Genomic DNA, 12,766 nt, shown 5'->3' with positions numbered 1-12,766 from the left:
TAAATTATTACTCGTGCTTTTTTCCCTCCATAACACCGAAAACATGCAGGACGTGCGGAAAAAGGGCATCGATATATTCTATAGCGCCACCAGTACTGCCTGGCATCGTCAAAACCAAAGTATCACCAATCAACCCCGCAACCGAACGTGACAGCATGGAGGTTGGCATTCTTTCCTGTCCATATTGCCTAGCTGTTTCTGCGATTCCCGGAATTTCACGGTCAATTAATTCACTGACAGCTTCTGGGGTAACGTCACGCGGCGATAGTCCGGTTCCACCTGTTATCACAATCAGTTGATATGACAAATCGCAAAGACTTTTTATTTTTTCCTGAATCGTCTGTTTATCGTCCGGAATGATGCTGTAATCATTGACTTTAATCGCCATCGCCTCAAATTTTTCGATAATCTTTCTACCGGATTTATCTTCGCCTATTCCTATCGAAATACTGTCGGAACAAACGATAACGGCAGTCTTCAAATTTTCAGGAATTGCTTTTCTGTCACTTTTCCCGCCCTTCTTTTCCAACAAACGGATATTCCTTATCTGAACACCTTTATCAATTGGTTTGAGCATATCATAAAGTGTGAGTGCCACCACGGACGCGCCGTGCATTGCCTCCACTTCCACGCCGGTTTTATAAATTGTTTTAACCGTCAGCTCGATTACTATTGTTAATTCCTCAATTCGGTAAGCTACGGCAGTATATTCGATTGGTATCGGGTGACAATCAGGCAAAAGATCAGGCGTTTTTTTCACCGCCAAAAATCCGGCAGCCTTCGCCATCTCGAAAACATCTCCTTTTGGAACTGTTTTATTTTGGATGGCAAGTATAGTCTCAGCCTTACTTACCTGCACACTGGCCTGAGCCGTCGCAATTCTTAACGTATTTGTCTTATGTGTAATGTCAACCATTCTTGTAAAAGCAACGAGAAAGTGATAATTCAATTCGTGAGGCGGTAGATAAAAACATCACTTATTTTCCTTCCAAACGTACGATCCGGTAGGGCCAACCAGCTCTTTACCGAAAATTGGAACCTTGTTTTTTATTTCATCCACAATATATTCTGACGCTTCAAAAGCGGCACGACGATGGGCCGATGATACGAAAACAAAAAGGCTTATTTCTCCTGCAGGTACTATTCCGAGACTATGATAAATATGCAAACATGTCAGATCGAACTTTGAAAAGGCATCTTCTCTTATCTCATGAAACGATTGTTCCGCCATCTCTTCATAAGCCGAATATTCAATCCCAGTCACAATACCTTCTTCTTTTTCATCAGCACGAATTTGCCCCAAGAATATCGCATGAGCACCTATACTCACCTTAGATTGATGCTTGGCAATCGCGTCAGCAACAAACTGCGGACTAATCGGCCCTTGCATGAATACCTTTTTAGGTTTATGAATCTTCTTCATTATATCTATTAAACTTTTAGCTTTAATTTACCACCTAAGAAATCGAAGAACATTTAAGTTAATATGTAACAAATGTTTTTTAGCAGAGCTTATATAATAACTTCTACATGAAACCTGTATGTAAAACATGTAAATGAAAACTCAGGTTTCCTCAGGTTTCTTAAATGGTTGAAAAATCACCCTCCTGCGAATGGTGGTAATAAAGCAACCTCCGATTGTATCGAAACAAAGGTTTGATCGTCGCCTATTTGCTGGTCAACAGCGACTTTGAATTTTTTATCACGCATTTTCGGATATCTCTCCAAAATCAGCTTTTTCAAATCTCCGACTGTCAAACCATCCTTGATTGTCCAGATTTCGTTTGCTTGTCCGGTGATTTCGGCCAGCATACCGAAATATAAAATATTTATGCCCATTGTATTTTTGTATAATCAAAATGGCAGTAAATGAACCTCCACCAAATCTCCCGCCTGTACTGTTTGCTGGGAGACCGGCAAATAAATTAGCGCATTTGCAACTGCAAACGACCTTAATGCAAATGACTCCTGTCCTTCCAGCGACGTGACTTTTCCTCCTGAAACAAATGCCTTCAAAAACTCGTCCCTTTCGCCGTTGAAAGAATATGCATGAGAAATTGGCAATTGGTATGCAGGCAAAAAGCATTCCTTCCTGCCAGACATTAATCTCAATGCCGGTAAGACATATTCATAATAACAAACCAACGAGGACGCAGGATTCCCTGGCAGCGCATAAAAGTTTGTATTTTCGTTTCTAGCAAAAAGTAAAGGTTTACCAGGTTTCTGTCTGATCTTATAAAAAATCGTCTCAGCACCAATTGTTTCCAACGCTTTACCAACGTAATCATAATCCCCGACCGATACACCTCCCGTTGCGATTACTACATCATTTCTTTCCGATAATACTTGTAAACTCTGAATTGTTGCCTGCAAGTCATCCTCCGAATAATATACTTCAACATCATTAATCCCTTCCAGTTTCAGGGCCGCGACCAACATGGATGAATTGGATTCAAAAACCTGTCCGTGAGATAACGTTTCTCCGGTTTTTACTAATTCATCACCTGTTACCAAAATCCCGATTTTAGGTTTACGGTAAACGGAGATATCCTGAATATTCAGCCCCGTGAGGAAACCAACGGTACCTGCCGTGACAAAACTACCTGCCGGAAGCGCAACATCTCCTTCTCTGATCTGCTGTCCTATATTTCTGAGATTTTTATTTTCATGAACCGGATATTCATTTATAGTAACGCTTCCATTTTCGATCGAAGTATGTTCTTGCATAATTACGGCCGTTGCTCCCTCGGGAACCGGCGCACCTGTAAAAATCCTGATTGCAGTCCCCGGTTTCAAAAATAGTTTCTCTGCCTTTCCCGCTTTGGACTCGCCGGCAATCGTGAGTTTGGTTTTACTTTCGGTAATGTCTGTATGCAAAATCGCATACCCGTCCATAGAAGACTGTCTGAATGATGGCAAAGAAAATCCTGCCAAAATATCTTCGGCCAGAACATATCCCAGGGCGTCCGAAACACTTCTTATTTCAATATTTAGCGCAACGGTATAATTTAATATTCGTCTTTTTGCTTCCTCAACTGTGACCATATCGCAAGTTTCATGTCAAACAATGCAAGTTACTTATTAAAACATACAAGAATGTTTGTTTTAGAATAGATTTATCAGATCAAATAATTGGCAAATCCTGCCGTTTTAACTTCAAAATGAATCAAAAGTTAAGCGTAAATTCAGATTATTAACTGAAATATAATTTTAATTTAAAAGTGACATGGTCATTTACACTTTGTTAATTACAATTTTTAGAAGAAAAAATTCTGTTTGTGTCTGATAGTGATTTCCAACGAATATTTTAGAAAATCAGCGTTTAACAAATAAAAATGAATTGTCACCAGCAAATACAACGAAATTTTATCATCTTAAATTAGTGCTAAATCAAAATTATACAAACAGCTGCAAATCAAGTTTTTACCTTAAAATGAAACATTATTAATTCAATAGCGTTATCTTTGCTCCCCGGGAAACCGATTAAATTATGTTGTACGAAACAAAAAATGGATGATTAGAATTATCTTTATTGCCTTCTCAATTGCATCAATGGGGATGTTTTCTCTTAGCAACTTGAAGGTAGAAAAGAAGGAATTGAAGTCTGAACTAACAATCAATTCAAACCTTCTTGCCATTAATTTTTGTGGCGAAAAGGTGCCCCTTTCGGAAATGCGCATAGCCGAGCGGTACCAGAAAATGATCAGAAACTACGATACCTATGCTTTTCGTAAACTGATGACAAGCGCAGAAAAAAGGATGAAAGTTATAGAACCAATCCTTAAAAAGTACGGAGTGCCATCCGACTTTAAATACATTCCAATCATTGAGAGTGCCATGAGTAACCAGGCCACTTCTCACAGAGGAGCAGGCGGATACTGGCAACTAATGCCCGCAACAGCCAAATCACTTGGCTTAACTGTAAACGGAACGGTTGACGACCGTAGACACCTGGTTAAATCCACGCATGCAGCAGGTAAGTATCTGAAAGATCTTCACCGCCAGCTTGGTTCCTGGACACTTGTAGCGGCTGCCTACAATGCGGGACCACAGCACATCCAGAACCGAATGAGCTCACAAAATAAAGACGACTATTTTAAGCTTCGGTTAAACTCAGAAACTACTAAATATATTTATAAGATTATTGCCGTCAAAGAATGGTTTTCCAACCCCGAACGAAGCCGTGAATGGGGAAGTGGTGATGTTTTGGAGAAAATGGCACAAATCCGTGAAGAGAAAAAACTTTCGGAACTCAGCAGCGATTCAAAACAATTAGCAAGAGCCGCAACTGATTCATAATTCTTTTGGTTATAGTATCATTACAATGCAAGGAAACAGCCGCAATATGCTTTTCTTTGCATTTGTTATGTAAAACAAGCTGTTTAATCAGCAAATCATTCAATAAATTTTTACCCAAATACCGAATTATAATATGATAAAGGCAGAAATGATCACCGATAAAGGTACTATGCTCATCGAATTCTATGAGAAAGAGACACCTATTGCTGTGAAAAACTTTGTAGATCTTTCTAAAAAAGGATTTTATGACGGACTTACTTTCCATCGCGTAATTAATGATTTTATGATTCAGGGTGGAGACCCTAAGGGAAATGGAAGCGGCGGCCCTGGATACACAATCAAATGCGAAGTGAAAAGTGAAAAACAATATCACGACCGTGGTGTGTTATCAATGGCACATGCTGGACGTGATACTGGTGGATCTCAATTCTTCATTTGTCACAGTCGTAACAATACAGCTCACCTTGACGGAAACCATACTTGTTTTGGTAAAGTTATCGAAGGCGTTGATACAGTTGATTTGATTCGTCAAGGCGACAAGATCCAGAAGATCAATATTATTGAGGAAGAAGTAGCTTAACAGCAAAACTTATTCAAAAGAAAGGCGGTCCGGAAAATTTCCCGACCGCCTTTCTTTTGAATAACTTATATTTTTTACCAAAAGTGGTAATATAAAAATGCGATAATGGCGATAACGATAGACGCCCAGATTATAAAACTGCGGTGAGGGATAAACATCGAAGAATCGATTTGCAAACCTTTTTTCTCATCAGGCAGTACCAAACCAAGGATAAACATAACTACGACACAAATAAGGAATACCAATCCCATACGATCAAGGAACGGAACCTGCGTCCAATCCATAAACGGAAGATAATTATTGTGCATTCCAAGAGCGATCACAAATCCACCGACAATCGCAAATAATGCGCCCGCCGAATTGGTGCGTTTCCAGAAAAAGCCCATGATAAAGGAAGCAAAAATCCCCGGCGACAACAAACCTGTCATTTCCTGAATAAACTGAAATCCTCCTTTTTTATCAATTCCCATATAAGGCGATACTACGATGGCAAGAACCATTGCAACAACTACAACCCAGCGACCGATCCAAACCAGCTTTTTCTCGTCAGCATCTTTACCAATATAATTCCTGAAAATGTCAAGCGTAAAAATTGTAGAAATACTGTTTGCTTTTCCGGCCAGAGAAGCAACCACCGCCGCTGTCAGGGCTGCAAAAGATAATCCTTTCAAGCCCGTTGGTAATAAATTTAAAAGAACTGGATATGCTTTATCTGGATTGATCATCCCGTCTTCTCCTAACATTTCTGCCTGAAATAATCCTTTGCTGTATAAAGCGTAAGCCGCGATACCCGGTAAAACCACAATAACGGGCATTAATAATTTAAGACCAGCAGCAAATAAAATACCATTACGGGCAGTTTTCAAATCAGCACCCAAAGCACGTTGGGTGATGTATTGGTTACATCCCCAATAGTTCAAATTCACGATCCACATACCTCCTAGCAATACAGTAAGTCCCGGAAGCTGCATGTAAAAAGGACTGCTTTTAGGAAAAATCATGTGGAAGTGATCGTCGTGGTTTTCGCGCATCATTTTCATTCCGCTCATCAGACCATCAATTCCGGTTTGCTCTGAAACAAGATTAATTGCAAGATAAGTTGTAGCCAGACCACCAATTACAAGAAAGAATACCTGGATAACGTCTGTAAAACCGATAACTTTCATACCTCCGATGGTAATGATTATGGCGAAAACAGCCAGCGCAATCATACAGAAAGTAAAATCCAGTCCAGAGATACCCGAAACAGCCAGTGCGCCAAGGTAAAGAATTGAAGTAAGGTTAACGAGAATATATAATGCGAGCCAGAAAATAGCCATAATTAAGCTCACCGTCGGATTGTAACGCTGACTTAAAAATTGGGGCATCGTGTAAATTTTATTTTTAAGATAAATCGGCATGAAGAAAACAGCAACGATAATCAGTGTTGCGGCCGCCATCCATTCATAGGTTGAAATTCCCAAACCCATGGAAAAACCATTCCCCGACATCCCGATAAATTGCTCTGCCGAAATGTTGGACGCGATCAGAGAAGCACCAATTGCCCACCAGGTAAGTGATCCTTCCGCAAGGAAAAAGTCTTGGGTAGATTCCGTTGGGGATTTTTTTCGCTGGTAAATCCAGTATCCGTAGCCCGAAACCACGATAAAGTAGAAGAAGAATACTATGTAATCCAGGGTTTGTAACTGTTGCATTTCAAATAGAAAAAATTAGATGAGTGGATAACCGATTTTCTGTTCAGACCGAAAGGTACACTATTTTCAGAAAATAGTGCAAGTAAGAACTCCCTATGGCTACCGAACTTTCAACCTTTATTTTCACAAAACTGCTAAAACAGCTCAACAAGGAGAATAATGCGCGACTTTACTCATCTTTTTTATCTAATTCCTGTATTCTGAGTGGATTTTCAGGAAGTTTAATTTTACTTGTTGATCTGGATTTTTTTTCAATTTGAAGATAACTTTCTGTAAAGTCATCCCCGTTCCTGACTTTGGAAAGCAGTTGCTGCATACCATTTTTCCCTACGAACGAAAGCCAATAGGACACCTCTAACCCGGACGTCATATACGCAAGCATCACATGTTTTGAGTTTCCTGCAAAAAAACCTTTCACAGATTCGATATCTTTCAGTTCAAGAATATTTTGCCCGCCGCCTGTCTGGTAAAGCCATTCATCCATATATTCAAGGTAGCGACCGATCGAATCAGGATTATTTACAAAACGCCGATCAAGCATCAATGCAGTTCCTTCATTAAACCATTGCGGAATATCCATTGTTGTTTTCCACCAACCCAGACGTTTCAATAACTCGACATGACTCATTTCATGACTGATCACATCAACATTTAATCCCTGGATATTCAGCACAACATATGATTGTCCCCATGGAGTACCTAAGCTGCAACCAGCCCCTTCGGTACTTTGACAATATTTTTCATATTCCCGCTGATTTCCGCAAAGAATCAATTTGGGTGTTGCTTGTTTCCCAAGCCAAAATGAACCAATCCGCGCTTCTGCTTTTTTGATCACTTTTATGATATGCGAACGTTGCCCGATGTCAAGATCGGGACTTGCATAAGTATTTTCTCTGATTTTTTCGAAGTCAGAGAAACCAATAATTTCACAATGAAAGATTTGGGGGTAAAGAAAAAAATAGCCCGGAATTACCAGAAATAACCCAACCAGAAGGAATTTGCCAAGAGCGGCGAGACGGGAGTCAGGTAATGAGTTGGTTTTCAAATGGGCAATCTTATATATAAGTGACTTTTAAACACAGCGTCTCTAATATAACGAAACGCTGCGTTTAAAATTCATATTAATGTTTAAAATGACGAACACCTGTTGTAACCATCGACAAGCCATTAGCATTGCAGAAAGCCACTGAGTCTTTGTCACGGATAGAGCCGCCCGGCTGAACAACAGCTGTAATTCCGGCCTGTGACGCAATTTCAACACAGTCGGGGAATGGGAAGAAAGCGTCAGACGCCATCACCGCACCCTGCAAATCAAAACCGAAATGTTTCGCTTTTTCAATCGCCTGGCGTAATGCGTCAATACGCGAAGTCTGACCGGTTCCACTTGCAAAAAGCTGATTTTCTTTTGCTAGAACGATCGTGTTGGATTTTGTATGTTTACAAACCTTTAAAGCAAACTCCAACGCTTTCAATGCATCAGCTGTTGGCGCTTTCTCAGTTACCGTTGTCATTTGTTCTGCTGTTTCAGTCGCAAGATCTTTATCTTGTACCAACACGCCATTCAAAATTGTTTTGAACATAATTCCCGGAAGTTCCACGGACTTACGTTTCAACAAATTTCTGTTTTTCTTCGATTTCAACAATTCCAAAGCACCTTCTTCAAAATCCGGCGCGATGAGAATTTCCATGAAAAGCTTATTTAGTTCTTCCGCAGTAGCCAAATCCACCTTAACGTTTGTAATTACTACACCTCCAAAAGCTGAATCCGGATCACAGGCTAGGGCATTCAGATAAGCCTCTTTTGCAGTGCTGGCAGTGGCTACACCACACGCGTTGGTATGTTTAATAATTGCAAAAGTTGGTTCCGATCCTTCAAATTCATCGATCAATCCGATGCAGGCATCTACGTCAACCAGGTTGTTGTATGACAAATCTTTTCCGTGAAGTTTGTCAAACATTTGTTCAAGATCGCCGTGGAATGTTGCACTTTGATGCGGATTTTCACCATAACGAAGTGTTTGTGCAGGAAGATTTGCAAACTCAAAAAGCGCACTGTCTGCTGAGTCATTTTTACTCAGGAAATAGTTATTGATCGCACCATCGTAATGAGAAGAAACACCAAATGCCTCCCCAGCATACCAGCGACGGTCTTCAAGGTCAGTTGCCGCCGATTTTTCAGTCAACAATGTTACAACGCCTTCATACTGTGCGCGGGATGAAACGATCAAAGTATCTTTAAAATTTTTCGCAGTAGCACGAATCAGAGAAATTCCTCCGATATCGATTTTTTCAATAATATCTTCCTCACTTGCCCCGGAAGCAACAGTTTCCTCAAAAGGATATAAGTCAACCACAACCATGTCCAAGGCCGGAATGTTATACTGAGCTGCCTGAGCAACATCACCAGCATCATCGCGTCGATAAAGAATTCCTCCCATAATGGCAGGGTGCAAGGTTTTAACTCTTCCACCAAAAATTGAAGGATACCCCGTAAGTTCCTCGGCAGCAGTAACCGGAATATCAAGGTTTTCTATAAAAGTTTGCGTACCTCCGGTCGAATATAGTTTCACACCATTTTCATGCAAAAGACGAACCAGTGGTTCAAGACCGTCCTTGTAATATACCGAGATCAGAGCAGATTGTATTTTTTTTGACATTGGTCAGAATTTGACAGTAAACATTACAGAATTAGGAGATTTTCAGGATTGTAAAAGCTAAGAAGTCGCATCATCTTTTTCCTGGCATCCCTTGTATTAAAATAAACCGCAAAGATAGGTGTTAATTATTAAGGGTTAATTGTTAAGGGTTAATTATTAATGGGCGATGACTAAATTAATAGGTAGTGAACTAATAAAGGCATTTGCAGTTGACAAAACCAAAGATATTATTTGATTATTCACCATGTATGCAGTTATTACCATAAATCTTTAATCCTTAATAATTCACCCTTAATCATTAATCCTTAACCATTAATAATCAACCATTAAAAATGAATCTTGACCTGACAGAAAAAACCGCGATCGTTTGTGGGAGCACACAAGGTATAGGCCTTGCATCTGCAATTGAACTGGCACTTATGGGGGCAAATGTTACTCTTATGGCCAGAAATGAGGAATCTTTAAGACAAGCAGTCGAATCACTGGATACTTCGCTAAATCAATTGCATCGTTATATTGTCGCAGATTTTTCAGATAATGAAAATGTGAAAGAGGCGATTAATAATTATTTGAGGTTATGTCCGGAAGTGCATATCCTTGTCAATAATACAGGTGGCCCATCCGGCGGTCCAATTATCGAAGCAGAAACCGAACAGTTCATTAAAACTTTCCAAATGCATCTTGTCAACTATCAGATTCTTACGCAGGCAGTTGTTCCCAGCATGAAAAAGGCAGGTTTTGGTAGAATTGTTAACATAACCAGCACTTCTGTCAAACAGCCGATCGTCGGACTTGGAGTTTCAAATACGATTCGCGGCGCAGTGGCGAGCTGGTCAAAAACCATGTCGCTTGAATTAGGGCCGTTTGGGATTACTTCCAATAATGTTTTACCAGGTTTTACCAAAACCGCTCGTCTGAATGCTGTTCTTGAAATGCGCAGTCAGGCTCAGGAAAAATCAGTTCAGGAAATTTCTGAACAAATGCAGGCCACTATTCCGATAAGAAGATTTAGCGAAGCAGAAGAAGTCGCTGCGGCGGTTGCTTTTTTATGCAGCCCCGCTGCTGGAAGTATTAGCGGAGTCAATTTGCCTGTGGACGGTGGAAAAACAGAAAGTATGTAGAAGATATTATTGGTTAAAAGGGTTTGGAATTTAATCTCCTGCCCTTTTAACCAGTACTCTTAATCGATAACGGTCCCTATCGCAAATCTTTTGATTGACTTGTCATCACCATACTGAATAAAACCGATCAAACTTCCATCCTCGTACAAACTCCAACTGTTATAAGAAATAGCGTTTGAAGTAACTGCCCCGACATTATAACTGGTTAAAAAACCAGGTTTCCCATAGGCATCGGCTTGATCAGCACTTTCAGAAACAACCAGGTCAAAAGTATCTGTAAATTTTGTTGTGGAATCGTCAATGGTTACTGTTGCCGTCAGGTACTGATTACTCTTCCGTTTCAGATTGATTCTGGCAAACCGGGAATCACCCAAATCAGCTGATATCGCTTCTTTTTTATCCAGATCAATAATCAAATATGAAATATCAAACTCCCCAACAAGTTTTGAAGCATAATCGGGAAATGGATCCCGGTTTTTGCAAGATTGAGATATAATTGAAATAAGGATCAGCGATAGAAAAACGAGTTTTTTCATGGTAAATTTTCATAGCTATTTGTAACCTTAAAATTACTAACTTGGAAGTATTAGTGCAAAGAAATTTACTAAGTCAATAATTATTAACAGTTACAAGAGTAAGAACCTACTCCTGCCCACTTTGAATTTCTTTAAATCCGACAATCTTGCCAATGATCTGGAATGAATCTAAATCGCTGATTTTCCTTTGCCTACTTCTTATTTCTTCTTGCAAAGACCATGAATTACTTCAGGAAAAACGTTGTCAATTTATAGGTGTAAAATCCAAGTGGACTCAAAAATACTACCAGACCAGTACGACCGAAGATTATGAATCAAATTTATCTAGAAACGATGAAGATTTACCTGAACAATATACCACAAGTAGAAAGAATGTAGTAATAGACACATCTGACAATACCGAAATTTCTACAATATTTGAAACACATCAATACTTGTACAAGTACGATACTCAGGGTTATTTAACTGAATTTATTCATACCACAACAAATTTGAATAAAGGCAGCGACAGGGCTGTTTTTATTCATGAAAATTATCCAGCATATAAAGAAGGAAGCGTCGAAGTAATAGAAACGACCAAATACCAATACCAGGACGGTTTTTTAAGCTTAGAACTTAAACAGATTGATATCAAATTTAGTAGTGAAAAAACCACTTTGAAAACTAACACGGTCCATAGTCAGAAAAGCTTTGCTTACACGAAGGACACAGACGGAAATATTGCTCAAATGACACAGAAAACTCCGGATGGATCAACCGAAACATCTAATTATATCAAAGGCAAGCTAACGTCAAAAGTTGTTCGAAACAATAGCGGCGTTATTGGAACCACCTCCCTGTATGACGAACAGGGTAAAATTCTCTCTACAAATTTCGCTGATACAAAAATTATATACAAATATGATACACGTGGAAATCTTTTGAGGCTTGAATATTTCTATAACAACAGCTTAACTTCTCTTTACGAAAATGCGTATGATAATAATCCAAATCCCGAATTAACAACAATAACTTCTTTTAAGGGCATTGTCGAGCCTTTCCAACTACTACTGACGAACGAAGGAGTTAATAATTTGATCAGCAAGAAGCTTACTAATTTTCAGAATAAACTGACTTATGAAGAAAGTTTCACTTATAAGTTAAATTCAAAGGGATATCCCGAAACATCCACTTCTATTTCCGATTCCGAGAATGCAATTTTCACCTCTCAAAAGACATATAAATATGCAGATTGCGATTAGGAATTGCGAAAAGACTGTTGTCACAAGGTTCCTTTAAATAAACTTAACGCCAGCCAAAACCAACCGCCAGACCCGCCACAGAAGCATATCGGCTCTCAATCAATGCCGGAGTATACCGCGCTTTTAAGATATATATAAACTTTTCTGATACAAAGTGAAATCTTAAACCCGCCAGTCCAAGCGGTGTAAACAAAGGCTCCCTTCCTGTTTTCGGAACATAAAACATACTTTCGTTGAATTTTGTATCACAAAAAAATGAAGCAACACCTGCTTCCAGATATGCTTCAAAATTATTGTGGCCAGGGACTGGGTTGCATTGGGTACGTCGGTAAGGATTGAGCAAATAAGAATAGGTCAAGGCACCGGAAAACGAATACGTAAGAAAATCACTACCATCAATAATCCCCAATCCAGCCTGCACATTCCAAAAAGACCGTGGCAGATTGCCGAAAAATGCTTCTGCATATACCTGGCCTTGCGGAGCAATCCCAAAGGCTTCGACACCTACCCCTGCCCGGACAGAAGTATAACGGTTTTGACAAAATCCATTGACACAGATTAGGCACAATAGAGTCGCTAATTTGTACATGCTTTTTGATTGAAGGGTTTTAGCATCAACGAGAAATCTGCCGCAATAG

At 39.6% G+C, this 12,766-nt stretch carries 13 protein-coding genes; 4 read left to right on the top strand and 9 right to left on the bottom strand.

Features of this window, described 5'->3' with window-relative positions:
• Positions 1–7: 7 nt before the first annotated feature.
• From moaCB to glp, 4 genes are all read right to left on the bottom strand, one after another.
• Complete coding sequence (gene moaCB / locus L0657_RS10835; protein WP_235151390.1) at positions 8–916, bottom strand: bifunctional molybdenum cofactor biosynthesis protein MoaC/MoaB; 909 nt, start codon at positions 914–916, stop codon at positions 8–10.
• 57 nt (positions 917–973) lie between these two features.
• The gene (locus L0657_RS10830) at positions 974–1,423 is read right to left on the bottom strand and encodes a molybdenum cofactor biosynthesis protein MoaE (RefSeq protein ID WP_235150680.1); all 450 of its coding nucleotides are present in this window, start codon (positions 1,421–1,423) and stop codon (positions 974–976) included.
• A gap of 176 nt (positions 1,424–1,599) precedes the next feature.
• Positions 1,600–1,839 carry a MoaD/ThiS family protein gene (locus tag L0657_RS10825; protein WP_235150678.1) on the bottom strand — a complete coding sequence of 80 codons (240 nt, stop codon included), beginning with the start codon at positions 1,837–1,839 and terminating at the stop codon, positions 1,600–1,602.
• Positions 1,840–1,854: 15 nt separating this feature from the next.
• Positions 1,855–3,045, bottom strand: coding sequence for a gephyrin-like molybdotransferase Glp (gene glp, locus L0657_RS10820; RefSeq protein ID WP_235150676.1), 1,191 nt, complete (start codon positions 3,043–3,045; stop codon positions 1,855–1,857).
• A gap of 468 nt (positions 3,046–3,513) precedes the next feature.
• Between glp and L0657_RS10815 the strand changes: the two genes are divergently transcribed.
• Complete coding sequence (locus tag L0657_RS10815; RefSeq protein WP_235150669.1) at positions 3,514–4,299, top strand: lytic transglycosylase domain-containing protein; 786 nt, start codon at positions 3,514–3,516, stop codon at positions 4,297–4,299.
• Between the two features lie 133 nt (positions 4,300–4,432).
• On the top strand, positions 4,433–4,879 hold the full coding sequence (locus L0657_RS10810; protein ID WP_235150666.1) for a peptidylprolyl isomerase: 447 nt from the start codon (positions 4,433–4,435) through the stop codon (positions 4,877–4,879).
• A gap of 74 nt (positions 4,880–4,953) precedes the next feature.
• Here L0657_RS10810 and L0657_RS10805 read toward each other — a convergent pair whose 3' ends face one another.
• From L0657_RS10805 to purH, 3 genes are all read right to left on the bottom strand, one after another.
• Positions 4,954–6,573: a sodium:solute symporter family transporter gene (locus L0657_RS10805; RefSeq protein WP_235150664.1), complete on the bottom strand. Its 1,620-nt coding sequence runs from the start codon at positions 6,571–6,573 to the stop codon at positions 4,954–4,956.
• Positions 6,574–6,742: 169 nt separating this feature from the next.
• On the bottom strand, positions 6,743–7,618 hold the full coding sequence (locus tag L0657_RS10800; RefSeq protein WP_235150663.1) for a hypothetical protein: 876 nt from the start codon (positions 7,616–7,618) through the stop codon (positions 6,743–6,745).
• A gap of 76 nt (positions 7,619–7,694) precedes the next feature.
• Positions 7,695–9,230 carry a bifunctional phosphoribosylaminoimidazolecarboxamide formyltransferase/IMP cyclohydrolase gene (purH, locus tag L0657_RS10795; protein ID WP_235150662.1) on the bottom strand — a complete coding sequence of 512 codons (1,536 nt, stop codon included), beginning with the start codon at positions 9,228–9,230 and terminating at the stop codon, positions 7,695–7,697.
• Between the two features lie 332 nt (positions 9,231–9,562).
• Here purH and L0657_RS10790 point away from each other — a divergent pair, with 332 nt between their 5' ends.
• Complete coding sequence (locus L0657_RS10790; RefSeq protein ID WP_235150661.1) at positions 9,563–10,351, top strand: SDR family oxidoreductase; 789 nt, start codon at positions 9,563–9,565, stop codon at positions 10,349–10,351.
• Between the two features lie 59 nt (positions 10,352–10,410).
• Here L0657_RS10790 and L0657_RS10785 read toward each other — a convergent pair whose 3' ends face one another.
• A complete protein-coding gene (locus L0657_RS10785) occupies positions 10,411–10,887 on the bottom strand; it encodes a hypothetical protein (protein WP_235150659.1) in 477 nt (158 codons plus the stop codon).
• A 152-nt stretch (positions 10,888–11,039) separates the two neighbouring features.
• Here L0657_RS10785 and L0657_RS10780 point away from each other — a divergent pair, with 152 nt between their 5' ends.
• Positions 11,040–12,128: a hypothetical protein gene (locus tag L0657_RS10780; protein WP_235150653.1), complete on the top strand. Its 1,089-nt coding sequence runs from the start codon at positions 11,040–11,042 to the stop codon at positions 12,126–12,128.
• Positions 12,129–12,171: 43 nt separating this feature from the next.
• Here the strand turns inward: L0657_RS10780 and L0657_RS10775 are convergent, their stop codons facing one another.
• On the bottom strand, positions 12,172–12,717 hold the full coding sequence (locus L0657_RS10775; RefSeq protein ID WP_235150651.1) for a hypothetical protein: 546 nt from the start codon (positions 12,715–12,717) through the stop codon (positions 12,172–12,174).
• Positions 12,718–12,766 lie beyond the last annotated feature (49 nt).

The organism is Dyadobacter sp. CY345 (genome assembly GCF_021502725.1).
In the GTDB taxonomy this organism is placed as follows: Bacteria; Bacteroidota; Bacteroidia; order Cytophagales; family Spirosomataceae; genus Dyadobacter.
This window is presented reverse-complemented; position numbering and strand designations above follow the sequence as displayed.